This is a genomic window from Flavobacterium crocinum, assembly GCF_003122385.1.
GTDB classification, from domain to species: domain Bacteria; phylum Bacteroidota; class Bacteroidia; order Flavobacteriales; family Flavobacteriaceae; genus Flavobacterium; species Flavobacterium crocinum.
Genome location: NZ_CP029255.1, coordinates 43,143 through 63,901 on the forward strand (window position 1 = coordinate 43,143; position 20,759 = coordinate 63,901).

The following is a 20,759-nucleotide window of genomic DNA, read 5'->3' on the forward strand; positions in this document are numbered from 1 at the left end:
AATAATTCTGATTTGTTCATAACCAAAAAAAAATCCGAAACTGTAAGGCTTCGGATTTTAAGTCTTTTTTATGAATTTACTCTTTATACTCGCCCATATTACTGTATTTGTCCATTCTTTGGGCAATTAAGTCGGCTGTTGATAAGTCTTTCAATTCATTATATCCTTTAGTGATGTATTCTGCTACTGTTTTAAAAGTAGTTTCTCTGTCATAGTGCGCTCCGCCTAGTGGTTCTGGAATTACATCATCTACTAATTTTTGTTTTTTCATGTCAGAAGAAGTCAATTTTAAAGCTTCAGCTGCACGCTCTTTGTATTCCCAGCTTTTCCATAAAATAGAAGAGCAGGATTCCGGAGAAATTACAGAATACCAAGTGTTTTCTAACATATAAACTCGGTCTCCAACACCAATTCCCAAAGCTCCACCTGAAGCACCTTCGCCAACAATAATGGTAATGATTGGCACCTGAAGACGAACCATTTCAAAAATATTTCTTGCAATAGCTTCTCCCTGCCCTCTTTCTTCAGCTTCAAGCCCAGGATATGCACCCGGAGTATCTACTAAAGTTAAAACCGGGATTCCGAATTTCTCTGCCATTTTCATCAAACGCAAAGCTTTACGGTATCCTTCTGGATTTGCCATACCAAAATTTCGGTACTGACGTGTTTTTGTATTAAAACCTTTTTGCTGTCCGATAATCATAAACGACTGTCCGTTTATTTTTCCAAGGCCGCCAACCATTGCTTTATCATCTTTAAAACCTCTGTCTCCATGAAGTTCCAAAAACGTGTCACCACAAATAGCTTTAATATAATCTAAAGTATAAGGTCTGTTTGGGTGCCTTGACAATTGTACGCGCTGCCAAGCCGTGAGGTTTTTGTATATATCTTTCTTCGTTTCTTCTAATTTCTTGGTAATTTCTTTGCACGTTGGGGTCACGTCAACGTCAGATTCTTTTCCAATAATAACGCACTTTTCTAGCTGTTCTTCAAGTTCTTTAATTGGAAGCTCAAAATCTAAATATTCCATGGATTTTTGAATTTTGTTTGTAAATCGAACCGCAAATATAAAAATATTATATCATTGGCGAAGTTAATTGTTATTTAAAGTATAAAAATGCATTTTAAAAATAAGGAAACTATTACAAGTTTTCTTTCTTCTTTTGATAGTGCTTAAAAACACCATTCAGGATAACTGTTATGATAATTATAACGGCTCCAATATAAAATTCAACACTCATTTTTTCTTTTCCGCCTAATATAAAATAAGCCAAAACTATCCCGTAAACAGGCTCTAAATTAGTAGTTAACATTACTGTATATGGCGTTAGTCTCTGCATTACTTTTACCGACGCTGTAAACGCATAAGCAGTGCAAACAGACGACAAAACTAGTAGTAAAATCCAGTTATTCAAAGACATTGTAAAGAAATCTGCTGTAAATTTTCCTTCAAATAAAAAATAAACTGAGATAAAAAATACTCCCGCTCCAAATTCATAAAAAGTAATTACTGAAGGCTCATGATCTGAAATCAGCTTTCCATTCATTAATGTAAACAAAACTCCTAAAATGATTGCAGCCAAAGCATAATACACTCCTGTGAGGTATTTTATTTCCACCTGAAGAATTAGCCCCAAGCCTGCAATAATTACAAGACCAAAAAGAACTTCGTACCACAAGACTTTACGCCCGTAAAACAATGGTTCCAGTAAAGAGGCAAAAAAAGCACCTAATGAAAAAATGGAAAGCGTTATAGATACATTAGAAACATGAATGGCTTTAAAAAAGAAAATCCAGTGTAATGCAATTAATAATCCAACAAAAATCAGTTTGAAAAATTCTTTTATGGGAACCTGAAAAGATTGTTTTTTATAAGCAATAAAACCTCCTAAAAAAATCATGGCAATAAGCATTCTAAACCAAACCAGATTATTGGCATCAATAGTTATTAAAGCGCCTAAAATGGCTGTAAAACCCCAGATAAAAACAATTAAGTGAAGATTTAAATAACTTTTTAAATTATCGTTTCGCATTACGTAATAGGTAAACTGCCAGAATTCCGAAAACAATATTCGGGAACCAAACAGCTAATAAAGGTGAGAAAGTAGATTTTTCGGCAAGTGTACCAAAAATTTTATCAAAGAAAACAAATGAAAAGGCAATCGCAATTCCAATGGCAAGGTTCATTCCCATACCGCCTCTACGTTTCATTGAAGAAACAGATACAGCAATAATAGTTAAAATAAAGGCTGAAACCGGTATGCTGTATTTTTTATAAAGAACAACCAAATAGGTATTTATATTTCCAGAACCTCTTTTTCTTTCTTTTTCAATAAAATCATACAATTTACCCAAAGTCAGCGTTTCCGCGATATAAACAACAGGCGTCAAATCGGCAAGTTCAAACTTAAAGGCTACGTTTTTCTCAGGAGATTTTTCAATTACATCATTCAAATCTCCCAGTGTTCTTTTGGTATAATCGTATAAAATATAGATTTTTTTCTTCGGATCCCATTTTATACGGCTTGCAGTAATTTTATAAGTAAGTTTTTCTTTTTCAAAATGCTCTAAAGTAAAATTAAAAGCGGTTTTTGATTCTTCATTAAAACTATTTACAAAAATAAAATCGTGATCGTTAATTTGTCGGTAAACATTGGTATTCTCGCCCCGCATGAGTTCCTTACCATTTCCTTTTAAATAAGTATATCTAAAATTGTTATAACCTTCACTTGCTGCCGGAACAATGAAAAACCCCATTAACAAAACAAAAACCGAAACAATAGTAGCGCCTATAATATATGGTCGCAAAAATCGCGTAAAAGAAATTCCCGAGCTTAAAATCGCAATAATTTCTGTGTTATTTGCCAATTTTGAAGTAAACCAAATAACCGAAAGGAAAAGAAATATTGGAAAAAGGGAATTAATAAAATAGATTGTAAAATTGTAATAATAGAACGCAATATCCATAAACGGAATCTTGTTTTCGAGCATTTTATTTACTTTTTCAGAAACATCAATTACGATTCCGATTGGTGCAAATAAAAGCAACATCACAGAGAAAGTTCCCAGATATCTTTTTAAGATGTATTTATCTATTATTGTCAGCATAGATTTTTTGTTTCAAATTTAAAAGTTTCAGGTTTCACGTTTCAAGTTTCAGGTTCTTATTGGCAACCCGAAACTTGGAACTAAAAAAACTTGAAACTTTTTTTAAAGTCTTTGGCTCATGTTTTTCACCATCATTTCTTTCCATGGTCTGAAATCTCCGGCTAAGATATGTTTTCTTGCTTCACGAACCAACCACATATAGAATCCAAGATTATGAATTGTTGCAATCTGTTTTCCTAAATATTCATTGGCAGCAAATAAGTGGCGTAAATACGCTTTTGTATATTCTGTATCCACAAAAGTATGTCCCATTTCATCAATTGGAGAAAAATCGGCTTCCCACTTTTTATTTTTGATGTTGATTGTTCCATTTGCTGTAAACAGCATACCATTTCTCGCATTACGTGTTGGCATAACGCAATCGAACATATCAATTCCTAATGCAATATTTTCAAGAATATTTATAGGAGTTCCAACCCCCATTAAATAACGAGGTTTATCTTCAGGAAGAATTTCACAAACTACTTCAGTCATTGCATACATTTCTTCTGCAGGTTCTCCCACAGAAAGTCCACCGATCGCATTTCCCTGCTGACCAGCATTAGCAATATATTCAGCCGACTGACGACGCAAATCTTTATAAGTACTTCCCTGAACAATTGGAAAGAACGTTTGTTCGTAACCGTATTTATAAGGCACTTTTTCTAAATGATTAATACAACGATCCAGCCAACGGTGCGTCATATGCATAGAACGCTGTGCATAACGGTAATCACACGGGTAAGGCGTACATTCATCAAAAGCCATAATAATATCGGCTCCAATAGTACGCTGGATTTCCATTACGTTTTCAGGAGTAAAAAAGTGGTAAGAACCATCAATATGAGATTTAAACTTCACTCCTTCTTCCTTAATTTTTCTGTTTGAAGAAAGAGAATACACCTGATATCCTCCTGAATCGGTCAAAATATTACGATCCCAGTTCATGAATTTATGCAATCCACCCGCTTTTTCTAAAATTTCAGTTTGCGGACGTAAATATAAATGATAGGTATTTCCTAGAATAATATCCGGATTTATTTCTTCTTTAAGCTCACGTTGATGCACCCCTTTTACAGATGCAACTGTTCCAACCGGCATAAAAATAGGCGTTTCAATTACGCCGTGATCAGTAGTTATACTCCCCGCTCTTGCTTTAGACTGCGGATCTTTTTGTAATAAATCGAACTTCATTTGTTTCTTTTTTCAGTCGGCAAAGATAAGTTAATTTCAGGGAAATTTTATCAATTGGAAAATTTGTCAATTAGAAAATTAGCTAATGTTTTCTTAATGTTTCATTTTTGCTATAAGACACTATATTTTGGAATTTGGATTTTCACTTATAAGATTAAATTTATTTGGGCGTTTCCTAAAGGCCGGGCTATTCGCTATATCTTTTGCTTTACTGCGTTTAATCTCTAATTAAGACGTTTTTCGTGTCGCAAAAGGATATCGCTTCAAACATAGTTCACTGAACTCCAATAAAAAATAAAATATTGTGAAGTAATCCCTAACGCCAACATTTATCAAGAAGGTTTCTCAACAAAAAGAATGTAAAAGCTGCAACAATCTAATTATTAAAGTATAACAAACTCATTTATTTCTTTTGTAATTTTAGTATTCAACTAAAAACTTTAGAAATCATGATAAACTCAGAAGATAAACTGGATCAAATCAAGGATGATCAAATTGAAAAAAATCTTGAAAACATGGATTATCCGGCAAATGAAGATATTTACAATCAAGAAGAAAGATTAGAAGACATTGATCCACAAGACATTTCTGGTGAAAGAATAGTCAACAATGACAATCACGAATGGAAACAAAACAGTGATAAGCTGGGGAATGATTTAGATGTACCGGGCGCTGAATTAGACGATCAACAGGAAGATATTGGTTCTGAAGACGAAGAGAACAATTATTACAGCGAAAGCGACACGAGCTAAAAAAGTTCGCACCTCATCAATTTCTACATTTTTATTGCCATAGATTACACAGATTTAATAGATTTTAAAATCATTACAATCCGTTTAATCTGTGGCAAAATTTTATCTCGTATTATCAATTTCTTGAATTTTTACCAATTTAGCAGAAAAAAGAACAAAAAAATTTAACAATTGGAACCAACTAAAGCAGAAAATCATTTGTCTCCCCACAAAATATCCGTTACTTTTGCTTCAGTTTAAAATTTTACATATAAAATGAAGCCTAACACACAACAATTAAGCGATTTAACGATCCAAGTAAGAAGAGATATTCTTAGAATGGTACATGCTGTAAACTCTGGACACCCAGGTGGTTCATTAGGTTGTACTGAATTTTTGGTAACACTATATCAAAATATAATGGACCGCAAAGAAGGTTTTGATATGGACGGAATTGGAGAAGATTTATTCTTTCTTTCCAACGGACATATCTCACCAGTATTCTATAGCGTATTAGCAAGAAGCGGTTATTTTCCGGTATCAGAATTAGCGACATTCAGATTATTAGACTCTCGCTTACAAGGACACCCAACAACTCATGAAGGTTTACCTGGAGTTCGTATTGCGTCTGGTTCATTAGGACAAGGTTTATCTGTAGCTCTTGGAGCAGCGCAAGCTAAAAAATTAAACAAAGACAATCATATCGTTTATAGTTTACACGGAGACGGAGAATTACAGGAAGGTCAAAACTGGGAAGCTATTATGTATGCTTCTGCTAAAAAAGTAGACAACATTATTGCAACTGTTGACCTTAACGGTAAACAAATTGACGGAACAACAGACGAAGTTCTTCCAATGGGAAGTCTTCGTGCAAAATTTGAAGCTTTTGGCTGGGATGTTTTAGATATTGAAGAAGGAAATAATATTGACGCTATTCTTGCTGGTTTAACAGATGCTAAATCACGAACAGGAAAAGGAAAACCAGTTTGCATCTTATTACATACAGAAATGGGTAACGGTGTAGATTTCATGATGCACACTCATGCTTGGCACGGTAAAGCACCAAACAACGATCAATTAGCTAGTGCTTTAGCTCAAAACATTTCAACTTTAGCAGACTATTAAAAAAGTGTTCAGTCTCAGTATATAGTTTTCAGTTTAGAAACTAAAACTACCAGAGACCCAACATCTCAAAAGAAATAAAATGAAAAAATACGAAAATACAGGAAGTAAAGATACTCGTTCCGGTTTTGGAGCGGGAATGACTGAACTAGGTCAAAAAAATGAAAATGTTGTAGCATTATGTGCTGACTTAATTGGATCATTAAAATTTGATGAATTCAAAAAGAATCATCCAGAACGTTTTTTCCAAATCGGAATCGCTGAAGCTAACATGATCGGAATCGCTGCTGGTTTAACAATTGGAGGAAAAATTCCTTTTACAGGAACTTTCGCTAACTTCTCTACAGGAAGAGTTTACGATCAAATTCGTCAATCTGTTGCTTACTCTGACAAAAATGTTAAAATCTGTGCTTCTCACGCTGGTTTAACTTTAGGAGAAGACGGTGCAACTCACCAAATCTTAGAAGACATTGGATTAATGAAAATGTTACCAGGGATGACTGTAATCAATACTTGCGATTACAACCAGACTAAAGCAGCGACAATTGCATTAGCAGATCACCACGGTCCTGCTTATTTACGTTTTGGTCGTCCGGTTGTGGCTAACTTTACTCCTGCTGACGAACCTTTCGTAATTGGAAAAGCAGTTATGTTAAACGAAGGAACCGACGTTACTATTATTGCAACTGGACACTTAGTTTGGGAAGCTCTTATTGCTGCTGAAGCTTTAGAAGCAAAAGGAATTTCTGCTGAAGTAATCAACATCCACACTATTAAACCACTTGACGAAGAAGCTATTCTTAAATCGGTTGCTAAAACAAAATGTGTAGTTACTGCAGAAGAGCACAACTACCTTGGTGGTCTTGGAGAAAGTGTTTCAGGTGTATTAGCTTTAAACAATCCGGCTCCACAAGAATTTGTAGCTGTAAAAGATAGTTTTGGTGAATCTGGAACTCCGGAGCAATTAATGGAAAAATACAAATTGAACAATCAGGCAATTGTTGAAGCTGTAGAAAGAGTTATTAAAAGAAAATAATTTTTAGATTTTCTTACTTTATAAAAAACCCTCGAAATATTAATTTCGAGGGTTTTCTTTTTCCCCTTTACACAACAAACAACTTCAAAAGACAAGGATAAAATTAAATCTCTTATTTACACATAAAAAAACCTCGAAAATAACTTTTTCGAGGTTTTTAATTTTATATCACAATTTTTTATTACTTAATAGCGTGATGATCTTTATCTACATGAAGTCTTAATCTTCCTAATCTTCCCGGAGTAGTATAATCAATTGTTCCATCTGGCAAAACTGCCGGAATGCCCCATGTTTCACTTTCATCTACATTTGGCGTATCAGGATTGTCCGGAATTGGGTCAAATGGATAATATTTACTAATTCCCGTAACCGGAGCATCTGTTGGTTTTGTAATCTCAAATCGTGTAGTATAACCATCACCATCATCATCAAAATCAAGAAAATCAGGAATTCCATCCTTATCGGTATCATCAATTAATTCTGGTGGCATATTAGGAAATCTCACTTTATCTCTATGATCATACACATAACCGTCTCCGTTTACATCTTCCAGATACGTTGGCACACCATCACCAACTATAACATTTGACGAACCATTAAAAGTATATTCACTATCAGCTCGTCTTAATCCAAACAATTTAAAACTAAAAACCAATGGAGAATAGGCCGGTATATTCGACTGAGTATTTGCATAATACCCCAATCCTGAAGGCAAAAACATTACTCCTGCCCCATAATCGCTATAACTAACTGTTCCATCTGTAGAGGACACACTACGAATTCCTGTTTTAAACTTCGGCATAATTTCTCCCCATCCATCAATAATACCCTGATAAACATCTAAACTGAAATCACGTCCTAATCCATAAGAATTATCAAACTCGGTCCCATTAAGAAGATTTCCTTTATAAGCTACATTAATATTATCAAAGTTACATGGAGCTTCGCCTGCACCTTCTTTTAATATCAAATAATAGACTTTATAATTAACGTCACGGTTATATACATCTCTGTGCTGTAAAGGATACGTCTGCTGATCCCAAATAGAAACTTGTGTAGCAGGATCTGTAATTTTCTCAAATGTTATATCAAAATCTGCCGAAACACTTTTAATGTAATTATTCTTTAAATATTTCTCAATCGAATCATTATCTGCTTTATACTGTTCTGCATAATCTCTTACAGGCGTAACCTCTATATCATCATCACCTTTTTTACTACAAGAAATGATAGCCAGACCTGCCAGTAATAAAACAAAATAATATTTAAATTTATTCATTATTATGATTTTTTTAGGTGCGCAAGATACAATATTGATTTATTTTTGTAAAGAATTTAACTTGGATTTTAGAAAAATTATGAGAGTAGATAAATACTTATGGTGCGTTCGTTATTATAAAACCAGAAACATGGTTACTGAAGCCTGTAAAAAGAACCATATTACTGTAAACGGACAAGTTGCAAAACCGTCCAAAGAAGTTTTCCCTACTGACCGAATTACCTTCAGAAAAGATCAGATTACACAAATAATAACAGTATTGGATATTCCCGAAAATCGTGTTGGTGCAAAACTGGTGGATATTTATCGCAAAAACGAAACACCACCGGAAGCCTACGCACATTTAGAACTTCTGAAGCTATCAAAAGAACATTATCGAAAAAGCGGAACGGGAAGACCAACTAAAAAAGATCGTAGAGATATCGATGATTACGGAGATGAAGTCTTCAATGAGGATGAAGACGAAATTTAAAATTCCTTTTTTTTTATTCCAAATTCCAATTTTCCCAAACCCTAAATACAAACTCAAGATTGAACGAACTAAAAGCCAAATTTGGAATTTGGATTTTTAGTATTGGATTTTAAAATTTGTATTTTAGCAAAAAAATTAAACTATGAGCAGTAATATCATCTTAACGAATCAGGAAGTCGAACATAAAATAAAACGTATCGCTTATCAAATCTACGAAACTTTTGTTGACGAAGAAGAAGTCGTTATTGCCGGTATTGCTTCTAACGGATATGTTTTTGCAGAAAAAATAGCTTCTGCTTTAAGTAGTATTTCTACCTTAAAAGTTTCCATTTGCGAAGTAAAAGTAAACAAACAGAATCCGCAGGATGTTATACAAACTTCATTAAGCCCGGAAGAATATTCCAACAAAGGATTGGTTCTTGTGGATGATGTATTAAATTCCGGAACTACATTAATATATGCTGTTCGTCATTTCTTAGACGTTCCGCTTAAAAAATTCAAAACAGCAGTGCTTGTTGACAGAAACCATAAAAAATACCCTGTAAAGGCTGACTTTAAGGGCATTTCTCTTTCAACTTCATTATTAGAGCATGTTCAGGTTGTTTTCGACTCAGAAAACGGGAACTATGCTTCTTTAAGCTAAAACTTGCAATATATCCTGAACCGTTTCTTCGACAGATCTATCGTCAACTACAACTTTATGTTTAGCCTGATTATAGTAAAAACTTCTGTCGAATAAATGTTTCGCGATAAATTCTCTCATTTCTTCTTCGTTCATATTCGCGATTAAAGGACGTTTACTCTTATTATATACTAATCTATTATATAAAGTATCAATTGATGCCTTTAAATAGATCGAATCAACTTTTTCTCCTTTTAGCAATTCATGATTATTAGCATAACATGGAGTTCCTCCACCCAATCCAATAATATTATTTTCGTCAGATTGCAATAATTCGACAAATATTTCATGTTCTAATTTTCGAAAATAGATCTCTCCGTGCTTCTCAAAAATCTCATTTATGGACATTTTTGCTCTTTCTTCGATAATTTTATCCAAATCTAAGAACGGAATATTTGTGATTTTTGACAAATTTTGGGCTATTGTCGACTTTCCGCAACCCATGTAACCTAACAATACTATTTTCTTCATACTAATAAAACCTTATAAACTAAGCAATTGGAAATTTTTCCAAAAAAAAGACAAATTTATAATAAAATTGCTTGCAAACTTCAAAATAAACTCCTTATATTTGCACCCGCATTCAAGAAATTAAATGACTCGATAGCTCAGTCGGTAGAGCACATCACTTTTAATGATGGGGTCCTGGGTTCGAGCCCCAGTCGGGTCACAAATTTTGTGATAAACAAATTAAATTTCTTGAAAGCAATGACTCGATAGCTCAGTCGGTAGAGCACATCACTTTTAATGATGGGGTCCTGGGTTCGAGCCCCAGTCGGGTCACAAAGGTCGGGTAATTTATTTTACTCGACCTTTTTTCTTTTAAGGCCATGTGGAGAAACGGTAGACTCGCCATCTTGAGGGGGTGGTGCTCGTAAGGGCGTGAGGGTTCAAATCCCTCCATGGTCACTAAAAAAACAAAGAGTCTATTTTACTGTAAAATAAGTCATTAGAAATTATTCAAAAAATCATTTCAAAAAAGACTTGAAAAACTAAATAAAGTACTTATCTTTGCACCCTCATTGAAGAAATGAAGACTCGATAGCTCAGTCGGTAGAGCACATCACTTTTAATGATGGGGTCCTGGGTTCGAGCCCCAGTCGGGTCACATAAAAGGTCAGGTAATTTATTTATCTGACCTTTTTTTATTTTAGAACTGCCGTTAATAATTAATAACACATGTTAATCCTAATTCTTCCGGATTTAATTTAATAACAACAGCAGGATTCTCTATCATTTTTAATATAGACTCTTTCATATTACTTCCGGAAATAACCCCCAAATTATTGTCCAGTGCAATTTCTATAAATGTCAAAAACTCCTGAAGATAACCTTCAGAATCTGCATCCGTTGGAAACAAACTATCTTTATCCATCCATAAAAGCCTTAAATCCTCATTTGTAATCCAATTTATTATTCCGGAATTATACGGATAAACACTTCCATGTTCCTGATTAGTAATTCTTATAATAATTTCCTCCGCAACCGATTTTGGTTTTGCATTAACGCGTCCAGTAAAAATCCTTCGCCCCAAAATCAAATGTGGATTAAACCCCGCACATTCAGAAAAGACCAATAAGGGCAAAATTTCCGTCAAGTCATCAATCACTTTATAATTTTGTTTTTTAAACTTTTCTGCATCATGGTGCATTGCATGTAAAGCATCTAAATATTGTTCTCCTGGCTTTTTCTTTCTGGCTACGATAGCATACAAGTCTTTATGTATTTTAAAATCTTTGTCAAAAGAATGACAAAACTTCAAAATAGCTTCAATTCTTTCATCACTATTATTGTTGCTCCATAAAATACTATTTCCTAGTTTAGACTCAAAGTGTTTTTTCAACAACTCGCCTTTTCCTAATAAATCAGGAACAACTTTTCCGTAAAACGCCTTATCATCAAAAAAATGCAACGTGTTCCAATCACCCATTTTTGTTTTTTTTTCACTTACGAATGTATTAATAATTTAGTCTTACTCCTCTTTTCTATACAAATGCAGATCATAATAAATGTTACTTTTTTAAAATCTAAAAGTAGTATTAAAAAAAATAACAGTAAAAAAATTACATTTTGACTAGGGGAACAAAACATTTTTTGACACTAACTAATGATGTAATTACTGAAATCTAACTTTTCATCTAAAACGCAGATTAAATCCAGAATACATTTTACGCATTTTATAAAACCAAAACCAATATAAATCGCAATAAAAAATGAAACAGTTTCAGTATTTTATCATTCTACAGCTTATTGTTTTTCTACTATTCTCCATTTCTTTAAAAGCTCAAATAATCATTGATGCCAATCTAACTGAATGGGGTGATTACAAAAACATGCAATTTGACAAAGAAAATAAGCTTTACTACGCCTTCAAAAAAGACAATCAATTCTTGTATTTCGCTATTTTAAAAAAAGACAATTCGTCCAAATTTTTAGGTGGTGGCGTTCAGTTATACTTTTCTCAAAAACAAAAAGATACTACTTCTCTACAAATCCTTTTTGCCAATAGCTTTAAAGATCCTGTTACTAATCAGAACCAGAGATACAATCACGATTATTTTACTGTAAAAAACTTAACTCCAAATTCCCATCAGCAACTAACAACAAATAATGAAACTGGTATTTTATTAGAATGGAACATTACCGACATTAAATATCTTGTAGTAAACGGAGATGTTTTAGACACAAAGGCCACACCTCCAGATCCAAATATTTTTAGTGCCGAGATTCAAATACCACTAGAACATCTTCAAAAATATAAAACAGACGAAACGATTAATTTTGGCATTGCATTGCGGGGAACAAGCTTCAGAATAAATCCCACACTTTTATTGCAAATGCGTAAAAGTACTATTAATAGTCAATATCCTTACAGTCAGGAATCCTTGGATAGATTAATAGCCTCATCGTTTTTTGAAACAATAGATCTAAAATCGGTTCCTTTTGTCAATTAGTCTTTGTGCAATCATTTATATAAAATACCCGTGATAATCGATTTTCGTTCTGTTTTCAACACAAAACAATTTCATCTATTTTATTTCTTATTTTTTTTAAGCTTATTTTCTTTCAACACAAAAGCAATTGGTCAAACTGCTCCTGTGGCACTTCGTAATGTTACAGGTATAATACGTGATTCTTTAAACAAACCCGTAGCCGGCGCAGAAGTCCGATTGATTTCAGCTAAAGATACTTTGAAAGCCATCACAAACACTTACGGCTTTTATGGTTTTCCAAAAGTAAAATCAGCCGACTTTCTATTAAGCATAAAAGCTTTAGGGCATCATTCTTTTAATCGAAAATATTTTAATAACGACACTAAAACAGTAATCAATATTCCATCTATTCGACTAGGAATTCAGGAAGAACAATTAGAAACCGTAACTATCAAAAGATTAAAAGGTCCAACTATAAAAGGCGACACAACAGAATTTTGGGCAAAAGATTATATTGTTCGTGATTATGCCCGTCTTGAAGATTTATTAAAGCGAATGGAAGGTGTACGAATCGATCCCGACGGAAGCCTGTTTTACAACAACCAAATTGTAGCAAAAGCGCTTTTTAATGGAACCGAATATTTTTCCGGTTCAGTTAAAGAAGCCATAAAAGAATTGCCTGCCGATATTATAGAACGCATTCAGATCATCGATATGGACGAATCTGGTTTTAATGCAAAAAAAACAAAAACAGAGAATTCTACAAAAGTACTTAACATTGTAACCAAACCCGACAAATCTGCCGGAAAAACGTATGATTTTACTACCGAGCAAGGCTCTCAGTCAAGAAGCCGGTTTATGGGAAAGTTGAAATCTATAGACCAGACAAATCAATTTTCAGCTAAATTGAATTATCAACAAGAGCCATTAGGAATCAGGTACACCCCCATCCCAGGTTCAATTTCAGAACAAAACTTTGAAATTAGAAATAATTATAATTCTCCCGATTTCTCAAACGGACAGCTTAAAAAGCTGAATACTGGTCTAGGAAAAAGCCTTAAAATCAAAAAACTTAAACTGTTTACAGAATTAAACTATGCCCAGACTCTGGATAAACATTCAAGACAAACTATTGGAGAAACCTACTACGAACAAGGTACTTTGCGAAAAAAAACAATGCAAGAATCTGACAGCAAAAATCACAATCTAAACTCTTTTACCACTTTCAATTTTTTGGGTGAAAAGCAAACTCTTATGGGAAACCTGAGAATTGATGCAGATAAAAATGAATCAACTCAGTTAGGTCAGAATTTACAATCCGGAATTATAAATAACCTTGAAGATACTAATTCTAAAACAAACTTAAAAAACTTAAAATATAGTCTATACAGTCAGTACACCCGAAACTTTACAAAAAAACTTGCTCTTTCATCTAACTTAATGAGTTCATACAACAACAGCAATTCTAATGTTAATTCCCGTACGGCTATTTACAAAGACACACTAAACACAGTCACTGCAGACAGTATACTTCATCAACTGCAAAATTTAAAAACCACAAATTTTTCCAGTGCCCTAAACAATTCCCTAAATTGGAATTACAACAAACAATTAAAATTTATAACCAGACTTGGCTTCACATCAAACCTAAATTTAAATGAAAACAAATCTTTTGTAAAGGAAAACGAAACAGTAAATTTTAATTCAACATTAAGTTTCTTTCAAAATGATGCAGCCTATTCTGTACCCGTTTCCTTTCAGACAGAATACAGTCTGAAAAATGGCATTACATTTTCTCCAATATTTGGACTGACAAGCAAATGGCTTGATGGCGAAGTTGGATTAAGCAAAACTTCTATTAGCCGTTATGATTTATTACCTGAAACATCTTTCAAAATTAAATACACCTCAAAAATTGGAAATATAGAAGCTACCATAAGACAATTTTTCACTCAGCCAACGTTAATTTCGCTCAATCCAATTCCGAATTACAGAACCCCTTACAATATCAACATTGGAAATCCAGATTTAAAGAACTCAGAAAACTTGAGTTACTCATTTATTTTCAGTAATTTTTTCAAAAAAATACAATTCAATGCATATATTAACTATTCTTATCTAACCACTAAAAATGGTATTGGTGTTATAACCGACTCTGAAATAGATCCTGAAAAAAACACCTTTACCACTACCAATACCTACTCGAATATTGACGGGAAGAAATTAAATCTGCTTAATTTTAATTTCACTAAAATATTCTCAAAATTAAACCTCCAATTCAACGGAACATTTAAACAATCTGATAATCCCTATTTTCTGAATTCTGAATTAGCACTCCGAAAATCTCTTTCGCAACTTTGGGAAACTAATTTTATATTTAATCCTAAAGAATGGATGGAAATCAACGGAGGTTTATCCTATTCATCAGATACAGATCACAATACCGCATCGACCGCAAAAACTTATAATCAGTTGTTTAATGCTACTACCACTTTAAAATTATTTTTAGGAGAAACCTGGAACATCAATCTTTATTTCCAGCAAAATCTGAACAAGACTTCAAATGTTGCCAATAAAATGTCTCCAACGATACTGAATATGAATATCGAGAAACGGATCTTCAAGCAGAAAAACGGTATAATAAGTTTGGTTGTAATGGATTTGGCGAGACAAAATTACCTGCTTAATTACAATAGTTTTGATAATGGATACCAACAGACCTTTACCAACAAAAACAGTAATTATTTTATTCTGCAGTTTTCTTGGAGACCCGAATTCTGGGGAAAAAGTAAATTTGATAAAGGAAATGGAAGAAACGGAAACGGCAGTTTTAAATAAACAATGCTAAAAAAAAAAATTTGATTCTCTAACTATTATTTAAAAAAGAAATTCTCCTACAAAATAAAAACTTTCCTAAATTCGTTTAGAAAATAATAAATCACTAATCCCAAATTAGTCCTATGAAAAACCTACTATTATTGTCATCACTTCTGATGATGACGTGCTCCGTATGGGCACAATCTGCTACTGGCTATTTTGACAAAGCAATGAAAAAAGCTGAAGCCGGAAACACCAAAGGCGCTATAGCCGATTACACCAAAGCCATCAGCATGAATTCTAAATTTGTCGAAGCTTACCAAAACCGTGGTGTAGCCAAATACAAATTAAACGATTTGAAAGGTGCCGAAGCCGATTTCAGCAAAACCATCGAATTGGATAACATGAATGCCGATGCTTTCACAGGAAGAGCCAATGTGTATTACAAATTGAAAAATTACAAAAACGCGATCGATGATTGTACCTCTTCTTTAGGTTTAAACCCGAAAGATTACATCGCTTACAATTTAAGAGGTTTGGCGTATAATGAAAATGGCGACAAAAGAAACGCCTGCAAAGATTTCACTAAAGCAATCGAATTAGGAAGTCAAAGCGCCATAAAAAACAAAGCTAATTACTGCAAATAATTAAATATTAAAAAACAGCCTTCATAAACACACCTGAAGGCTGTTTCTGTTTTATTATCAAAGTAATAAATTTCTTAAGAAAAAAATACCTGATTTTAGGTAAAAAATATATTTTAAATACATAAACCTCTAATTCTCTATCTTTTTAATGTGGTTTTAAGGTTGTTTATTAGATTTTGTTTTACATTTGTCGACCTAATCGCGAAAAATGATAAACAATATAAAAACTGTTTTCAGCATAAAAGATCTTGAGAACTTATCTGGAATTAAAGCGCACACCATACGCATCTGGGAAAAGAGATACAATATCCTTGAACCAATGCGAACGGATACTAACATACGATTTTATAATCTGCATAATTTACAGAAACTCTTAAACATCACGTTATTACACGAATATGGTTATAAGATTTCTAAAATAGCAACGTATCCGGAAGAAAAGATACCGCAATTGGTACGCGAAATCATTTCTAAGAAAAATTCACAGAATTACGCCATTACTTCTTTCAAAATGGCGATGATGAATTTTGATCAGGAATTATTCTTCAATACATTCGATTGGCTTATTTCTGAAAAGACTTTCAAAGAAGTTTTTAAAGAACATTTTTTACCGCTGTTAAAAGAGCTTGGGTTGTTGTGGCAATCTGAAACCATCACACCTGCAAATGAACATTTTATGAGTCATTTGATCAAGCAGAAAATATTGATTTACACCGAAAGTCTTCAAATCAGAAAACCAACCAAAACCGATAGAATTTTTGTTTTATCGCTTCCACTAAATGAAATTCACCAAATCGGATTATTGTATCTACAATATGAAATTCTTGACAGAGGCTATAAAACCATTTATTTGGGCGAAAGCATGCCAATTGAAAACCTTCAGGATTTAACGAGACATTTTGAGAATATTACGTTTATTTCTTTCATGACCGTTCAGCCGGATCGAAGCGTAATCAATCAGTACGTAAAATCGATGGGACAGAAATTGTTGCAGAAAAACAACGAAATCTGGCTTATGGGTAAAATGGTAGAACATATTGATCAAAATGGCTTATCAGAAAGAATCCGCATTTTTGATTCGATGGAAGAAACTATTAACATGATCTAGTTTTATTTTGTTTAAAGTTTTTCTATATTTGTTAAACAAATGAGAAAAACAATCAAAATAATAGGATCTGGCTTTTCCTCCCTAGCCGCCGCTTGTTATCTTGCCCATCAAGGAAACAGCGTCACTATTTATGAAAAAAATCCAACGATTGGAGGACGTGCCCGTCAATTCAAAAAAGACGGTTTCACTTTTGATATGGGACCAAGCTGGTATTGGATGCCTGATGTTTTTGAACGTTTCTTTCGGGATTTTGACAAAAAACCTTCCGATTATTATGAACTAGTAAAACTCAATCCGGCTTATCGTGTTTATTTCGGCATAAATGATTTTATCAGCATTTATGACAATTTGGAAGAAATCAAATCTACTTTTGAAACTATCGAAAAAGGAAGCGGCCAAAAACTGGAAACCTTTATCAATCAAGCCAAAAGCAATTATGATATTGCTATAAAAGATTTGGTCTATCGACCGGGAGTTTCTCCATTGGAATTAATTACAAAAGAAACTGCTTTAAAACTCAATCAGTTTTTAGGAAATGTCAGTGCGGATATTCGAAAGAAATTCAAAAATGAAAAACTAATTCAGATTTTGGAATTTCCAGTTTTATTTCTCGGAGCAAAACCAACTAAAACACCATCATTTTATAATTTTATGAATTACGCCGATTTCGGTCTTGGAACCTGGCATCCAAAAACGGGAATGTTTGATGTTATTCGCGGAATCGAAAAACTGGCTTTAGAACTTGGCGTAACCATTAAAACCAATTCTCCAATCGAAAAAATAATCGTTGAAGATAAAACCGCAACCGGAATTGTAATTAATGGAAAAATCCTTAAAGCAGATATTGTTTTAAGCGGAGCCGATTATCAGTATACCGAAACTTTGTTAGAAAAAGAACACCGCACTTATTCTGATAAATATTGGGAAAGCAGAATCTTTGCACCTTCTTCGCTCCTGTTTTTTATTGGTTTCAATAAAAAAATAGAAAACATTTCGCATCACGCCTTATTTTTCGATACCGATTTTGATCAGCATGCGATTGATATTTATGATCATCCAAAATGGCCAAATGAACCTTTGTTTTATGCCAATTTTCCATCCAAAACAGATTTGACTTGTGCACCAGACGGAATGGAAACCGGTTTTTTCTTAATTCCGCTTGCACCTGGAATTGAAGATAATGAAGCACTAAGAGAAGAATATTTCGAAAAGATAATCACTCGTTTTGAACAACTTACGCAACAAGAAATTAGAAATAACATTATCTTTAAGGAATCGTTCTGTAAAAATGACTTTGTAACCGATTATAACGCTTACAAAGGAAATGCTTACGGAATGGCCAATACTTTATTGCAAACGGCTTTTCTGCGACCGAAACTAAAAAGCAAAAAAGTTCGTAACTTATATTTTACAGGACAATTAACTGTTCCCGGCCCGGGTGTTCCACCTGCGTTAATTTCTGGAAAACTAGCCGCTGAATTAATTCAAAAATCTTTAAGATCGTAAAAAAATGAAATCACTATTCGACGCCGTTTCTTTCAAATGCAGTAAGCTGGTTACCAAAAACTACAGCTCTTCATTTTCGATTGCCGTAAAAATTTTGTCACCAAGTATACGCGATGCCATTTACAGTATTTACGGATTTGTTCGCTTTGCTGACGAAATTGTAGACTCTTTTCACGATTATGAAAAAGAATACTTAATCGACGATTTCGAAAAAGAATACTACAAAGCAATGGAATTAGGAATCAGCCTAAACCCTATTTTAAATTCTTTTCAGCATACTGTAAAAGAATACAATATCACCGATGATCTCGTTCAGGCTTTTTTAAAAAGTATGAAACTTGATCTTATAAAATCAACTTACAACACCCAAACCGAATATGCCGATTATATTTACGGTTCAGCAGATGTTGTGGGTCTAATGTGCTTAAAGGTTTTTGTTGCTGGAAAAGAGCATAAATACGAGCAATTGAAAGCAGAAGCCATGCGTTTAGGATCAGCTTTTCAGAAAGTGAATTTTTTGAGGGATTTAAAAGACGACAACACCATTTTAAACCGGACTTATTTTCCAGGCGTTAATCTTAACAATTTCAATGAAGATTCAAAAACGCAAATCATCAAAGAAATAGAAGAAGATTTCCGCATTGCTTATCAGGGAATTGTAAAATTGCCTATCGAAGCCAAATTCGGAGTTTATACAGCTTATGTTTACTACAGAAAACTGCTCAAAAAACTTAAAAATACACCATCGCACGAAATTGGAAATGCGAGAATTAGAGTTTCTAATTATACAAAAGCGGGACTTTTGGCACAGTCGTTTGTGACTTATAAGCTGAAGCTGGTGTAATTAGATAACGGTTTATCGCAATCAATTAAGCCTACAGTTTGTCATCCTGAGGAACGAAGGATCCTCGCAAGTAGCTCGACAAAGATTGTCGATTTAGATTGTGGAGTTTCTCGCGAAGATTCTTCCTGCGTCAGAATGACAAGATTGGGGAAATTAAAAAATCTTTTAGAGTCAATCTTTTATCATCTAAAGCAAAACTCAAAAGAAATAAAATCATAATTTTAATTTACAACATTTATAAAATGATTTCTTTTTTAATCTTTATAGGCGTTTTTCTGTTTATGGAATGTGTTACCTGGCTTACGCACAAATACGTAATGCACGGTTTTATGTGGTATTTTCATGCCGATCACCATCAACCGAAATACGAGGATACATTTGAACGCAACGACATTTTCTTTGTCATTTTTGCCATTCCGAGTATTCTCCTGTTTTATTTTGGTGTTCAGGGCGGATTTAATTATTTGTTTTTCATTGCATGCGGTGTTACGCTTTATGGCGTTTGTTATTTTTTAATTCACGATGTTTTGATTCATCAGCGTTTTAAATGGTTTAAAAACACGAAAAACAAATACCTCATCGGACTGAGAAAAGCGCATAAAATACACCACAAACACCTTGGAAAAGAAAAAGGAGAATGTTTCGGAATGTTGTTTGTACCATTTAAGTATTATAAAATGTAACTTGATTAGTAACATTTACAACAACTGATTTATGAAACTATACAAAATAGCAACCGTTCAATATGTAAATGCCAGCGTTGAAGACTGCTGGGATTTTTTCTCCAGTCCAAAAAACCTGCAGACTATTACGCTTGATAATATGAATTTTGAAATTAAAGATTTTGACGAAAAGCGAATGTATCACGGACAAATTATAACTTATACTTTAAGACCGCTTTTAGGAATCAAAATTTCCTGGGTTACTGAAATCACTGCCTGTAAAGAAAACCAGTATTTTATCGATGTTCAGCGCTTTGGGCCATATAAATTATGGCATCACAAACACTTTTTTGAACGAACTCCAGACGGCGGAACCAAAATGACAGATATCGTTCATTATGCACTTCCTCTTGGAATTTTGGGACGTTTAATGAATAAATTAATTGTTAGAAATAAACTGAAAACCATTTTTGATTTCAGATACAACAAGATCGAAGAATTGTTCAATTCCAAATCACAACCCAAGATTATTCAAATTAACGCAGAGCAAAAGAGTATATAAATTTTATTTTAAACACA

General features: G+C 33.5%; 20 protein-coding genes and 4 tRNA genes. 17 read left to right on the forward strand and 7 right to left on the reverse strand.

Annotated elements, in window-relative coordinates:
* Window positions 1-76: 76 nt before the first annotated feature.
* The 4 genes from HYN56_RS00220 to tgt all read right to left on the reverse strand — a co-directional run bounded on the left by HYN56_RS00220 (window position 77) and on the right by tgt (window position 4,341).
* Complete coding sequence (locus tag HYN56_RS00220) at window positions 77-1,030, reverse strand: acetyl-CoA carboxylase carboxyltransferase subunit alpha (protein WP_109190355.1); 954 nt, start codon at window positions 1,028-1,030, stop codon at window positions 77-79.
* Window positions 1,031-1,142: 112 nt separating this feature from the next.
* Window positions 1,143-2,033, reverse strand: a complete 891-nt coding sequence (locus tag HYN56_RS00225) for a DMT family transporter (RefSeq protein ID WP_109190356.1) — start codon at window positions 2,031-2,033, stop codon at window positions 1,143-1,145.
* A complete protein-coding gene (locus HYN56_RS00230) occupies window positions 2,020-3,108 on the reverse strand; it encodes an LptF/LptG family permease (RefSeq protein WP_109190357.1) in 1,089 nt (362 codons plus the stop codon). The genes HYN56_RS00225 and HYN56_RS00230 overlap by 14 nt, the downstream gene beginning before the upstream one ends.
* 102 nt (window positions 3,109-3,210) lie before the next feature.
* A complete protein-coding gene (gene tgt, locus HYN56_RS00235; protein WP_109190358.1) occupies window positions 3,211-4,341 on the reverse strand; it encodes a tRNA guanosine(34) transglycosylase Tgt in 1,131 nt (376 codons plus the stop codon).
* A 449-nt stretch (window positions 4,342-4,790) separates the two neighbouring features.
* On the opposite strand from tgt, the gene HYN56_RS00240 reads away from it, so the two are divergent.
* The 3 genes from HYN56_RS00240 to HYN56_RS00250 all read left to right on the forward strand — a co-directional run bounded on the left by HYN56_RS00240 (window position 4,791) and on the right by HYN56_RS00250 (window position 7,230).
* On the forward strand, window positions 4,791-5,093 hold the full coding sequence (locus HYN56_RS00240; RefSeq protein ID WP_109190359.1) for a hypothetical protein: 303 nt from the start codon (window positions 4,791-4,793) through the stop codon (window positions 5,091-5,093).
* Between the two features lie 255 nt (window positions 5,094-5,348).
* Complete coding sequence (locus HYN56_RS00245; protein WP_109190360.1) at window positions 5,349-6,197, forward strand: transketolase; 849 nt, start codon at window positions 5,349-5,351, stop codon at window positions 6,195-6,197.
* 79 nt (window positions 6,198-6,276) lie between these two features.
* On the forward strand, window positions 6,277-7,230 hold the full coding sequence (locus tag HYN56_RS00250; RefSeq protein ID WP_109190361.1) for a transketolase family protein: 954 nt from the start codon (window positions 6,277-6,279) through the stop codon (window positions 7,228-7,230).
* Between the two features lie 181 nt (window positions 7,231-7,411).
* On the opposite strand, the gene HYN56_RS00255 is transcribed toward HYN56_RS00250, so the two are convergent.
* Complete coding sequence (locus tag HYN56_RS00255; protein WP_109190362.1) at window positions 7,412-8,509, reverse strand: FKBP-type peptidyl-prolyl cis-trans isomerase; 1,098 nt, start codon at window positions 8,507-8,509, stop codon at window positions 7,412-7,414.
* A 79-nt stretch (window positions 8,510-8,588) separates the two neighbouring features.
* On the opposite strand from HYN56_RS00255, the gene HYN56_RS00260 reads away from it, so the two are divergent.
* Both HYN56_RS00260 and HYN56_RS00265 read left to right on the forward strand, forming a co-directional pair.
* On the forward strand, window positions 8,589-8,981 hold the full coding sequence (locus HYN56_RS00260; RefSeq protein WP_109194682.1) for an RNA-binding S4 domain-containing protein: 393 nt from the start codon (window positions 8,589-8,591) through the stop codon (window positions 8,979-8,981).
* Window positions 8,982-9,123: 142 nt separating this feature from the next.
* Window positions 9,124-9,624, forward strand: coding sequence for a phosphoribosyltransferase domain-containing protein (locus tag HYN56_RS00265; protein WP_109190363.1), 501 nt, complete (start codon window positions 9,124-9,126; stop codon window positions 9,622-9,624).
* Here the strand turns inward: HYN56_RS00265 and HYN56_RS00270 are convergent.
* Window positions 9,616-10,134 carry a shikimate kinase gene (locus tag HYN56_RS00270; protein WP_109190364.1) on the reverse strand — a complete coding sequence of 173 codons (519 nt, stop codon included), beginning with the start codon at window positions 10,132-10,134 and terminating at the stop codon, window positions 9,616-9,618. The two genes, HYN56_RS00265 and HYN56_RS00270, sit on opposite strands and share 9 nt — an antisense overlap.
* A gap of 126 nt (window positions 10,135-10,260) precedes the next feature.
* On the opposite strand from HYN56_RS00270, the gene HYN56_RS00275 reads away from it, so the two are divergent.
* From HYN56_RS00275 to HYN56_RS00290, 4 genes are all read left to right on the forward strand, one after another.
* Window positions 10,261-10,333, forward strand: a tRNA-Lys gene (locus tag HYN56_RS00275).
* A 40-nt stretch (window positions 10,334-10,373) separates the two neighbouring features.
* A tRNA-Lys gene (locus tag HYN56_RS00280) sits at window positions 10,374-10,446 on the forward strand.
* Window positions 10,447-10,489: 43 nt separating this feature from the next.
* A tRNA-Leu gene (locus HYN56_RS00285) sits at window positions 10,490-10,572 on the forward strand.
* A 126-nt stretch (window positions 10,573-10,698) separates the two neighbouring features.
* A tRNA-Lys gene (locus HYN56_RS00290) sits at window positions 10,699-10,771 on the forward strand.
* Window positions 10,772-10,825: 54 nt separating this feature from the next.
* Here HYN56_RS00290 and HYN56_RS00295 read toward each other — a convergent pair.
* Entirely contained in the window at window positions 10,826-11,593 is a 768-nt protein-coding gene (locus HYN56_RS00295) for a hypothetical protein (RefSeq protein WP_109190365.1), read from the reverse strand.
* Window positions 11,594-11,876: 283 nt separating this feature from the next.
* On the opposite strand from HYN56_RS00295, the gene HYN56_RS00300 reads away from it, so the two are divergent.
* The 8 genes from HYN56_RS00300 (at window position 11,877) to HYN56_RS00335 (ending at window position 20,742) form a co-directional block, all read left to right on the forward strand.
* The gene (locus tag HYN56_RS00300; RefSeq protein ID WP_109190366.1) at window positions 11,877-12,617 is read left to right on the forward strand and encodes a hypothetical protein; all 741 of its coding nucleotides are present in this window, start codon (window positions 11,877-11,879) and stop codon (window positions 12,615-12,617) included.
* Window positions 12,618-12,761: 144 nt separating this feature from the next.
* Window positions 12,762-15,434 (forward strand): TonB-dependent receptor, encoded by a 2,673-nt coding sequence (locus HYN56_RS00305; RefSeq protein WP_167398254.1) that lies wholly within the window; start codon window positions 12,762-12,764, stop codon window positions 15,432-15,434.
* A gap of 122 nt (window positions 15,435-15,556) precedes the next feature.
* On the forward strand, window positions 15,557-16,060 hold the full coding sequence (locus tag HYN56_RS00310) for a tetratricopeptide repeat protein (protein WP_240622635.1): 504 nt from the start codon (window positions 15,557-15,559) through the stop codon (window positions 16,058-16,060).
* A gap of 208 nt (window positions 16,061-16,268) precedes the next feature.
* Window positions 16,269-17,168: a MerR family transcriptional regulator gene (locus HYN56_RS00315; RefSeq protein WP_109190369.1), complete on the forward strand. Its 900-nt coding sequence runs from the start codon at window positions 16,269-16,271 to the stop codon at window positions 17,166-17,168.
* A 39-nt stretch (window positions 17,169-17,207) separates the two neighbouring features.
* Complete coding sequence (locus tag HYN56_RS00320) at window positions 17,208-18,674, forward strand: phytoene desaturase family protein (protein WP_109190370.1); 1,467 nt, start codon at window positions 17,208-17,210, stop codon at window positions 18,672-18,674.
* A gap of 4 nt (window positions 18,675-18,678) precedes the next feature.
* The gene (locus HYN56_RS00325; protein WP_109190371.1) at window positions 18,679-19,518 is read left to right on the forward strand and encodes a phytoene/squalene synthase family protein; all 840 of its coding nucleotides are present in this window, start codon (window positions 18,679-18,681) and stop codon (window positions 19,516-19,518) included.
* Window positions 19,519-19,760: 242 nt separating this feature from the next.
* Complete coding sequence (locus HYN56_RS00330) at window positions 19,761-20,201, forward strand: sterol desaturase family protein (RefSeq protein ID WP_109190372.1); 441 nt, start codon at window positions 19,761-19,763, stop codon at window positions 20,199-20,201.
* A gap of 31 nt (window positions 20,202-20,232) precedes the next feature.
* Entirely contained in the window at window positions 20,233-20,742 is a 510-nt protein-coding gene (locus HYN56_RS00335; RefSeq protein ID WP_109190373.1) for an SRPBCC family protein, read from the forward strand.
* Window positions 20,743-20,759 lie beyond the last annotated feature (17 nt).

Excerpts from the sequence above, each read along its gene's own strand:
- HYN56_RS00220 (WP_109190355.1), bottom strand. The coding sequence starts at position 1,030 with ATGGAATATTTAGATTTTGAGCTTCCAATTAAAGAACTTGAAGAACAG.
- HYN56_RS00260 (WP_109194682.1), top strand. The coding sequence starts at position 8,589 with ATGAGAGTAGATAAATACTTATGGTGCGTTCGTTATTATAAAACCAGA.
- tgt (WP_109190358.1), bottom strand. The coding sequence starts at position 4,341 with ATGAAGTTCGATTTATTACAAAAAGATCCGCAGTCTAAAGCAAGAGCG.
- HYN56_RS00245 (WP_109190360.1), top strand. The coding sequence starts at position 5,349 with ATGAAGCCTAACACACAACAATTAAGCGATTTAACGATCCAAGTAAGA.
- HYN56_RS00310 (WP_240622635.1), top strand. The coding sequence starts at position 15,557 with ATGAAAAACCTACTATTATTGTCATCACTTCTGATGATGACGTGCTCC.
- HYN56_RS00250 (WP_109190361.1), top strand. The coding sequence starts at position 6,277 with ATGAAAAAATACGAAAATACAGGAAGTAAAGATACTCGTTCCGGTTTT.
- HYN56_RS00295 (WP_109190365.1), bottom strand. The coding sequence starts at position 11,593 with ATGGGTGATTGGAACACGTTGCATTTTTTTGATGATAAGGCGTTTTAC.
- HYN56_RS00270 (WP_109190364.1), bottom strand. The coding sequence starts at position 10,134 with ATGAAGAAAATAGTATTGTTAGGTTACATGGGTTGCGGAAAGTCGACA.
- HYN56_RS00325 (WP_109190371.1), top strand. The coding sequence starts at position 18,679 with ATGAAATCACTATTCGACGCCGTTTCTTTCAAATGCAGTAAGCTGGTT.
- HYN56_RS00240 (WP_109190359.1), top strand. The coding sequence starts at position 4,791 with ATGATAAACTCAGAAGATAAACTGGATCAAATCAAGGATGATCAAATT.
- HYN56_RS00255 (WP_109190362.1), bottom strand. The coding sequence starts at position 8,509 with ATGAATAAATTTAAATATTATTTTGTTTTATTACTGGCAGGTCTGGCT.
- HYN56_RS00330 (WP_109190372.1), top strand. The coding sequence starts at position 19,761 with ATGATTTCTTTTTTAATCTTTATAGGCGTTTTTCTGTTTATGGAATGT.
- HYN56_RS00315 (WP_109190369.1), top strand. The coding sequence starts at position 16,269 with ATGATAAACAATATAAAAACTGTTTTCAGCATAAAAGATCTTGAGAAC.
- HYN56_RS00335 (WP_109190373.1), top strand. The coding sequence starts at position 20,233 with ATGAAACTATACAAAATAGCAACCGTTCAATATGTAAATGCCAGCGTT.
- HYN56_RS00265 (WP_109190363.1), top strand. The coding sequence starts at position 9,124 with ATGAGCAGTAATATCATCTTAACGAATCAGGAAGTCGAACATAAAATA.
- HYN56_RS00225 (WP_109190356.1), bottom strand. The coding sequence starts at position 2,033 with ATGCGAAACGATAATTTAAAAAGTTATTTAAATCTTCACTTAATTGTT.
- HYN56_RS00230 (WP_109190357.1), bottom strand. The coding sequence starts at position 3,108 with ATGCTGACAATAATAGATAAATACATCTTAAAAAGATATCTGGGAACT.
- HYN56_RS00320 (WP_109190370.1), top strand. The coding sequence starts at position 17,208 with ATGAGAAAAACAATCAAAATAATAGGATCTGGCTTTTCCTCCCTAGCC.
- HYN56_RS00300 (WP_109190366.1), top strand. The coding sequence starts at position 11,877 with ATGAAACAGTTTCAGTATTTTATCATTCTACAGCTTATTGTTTTTCTA.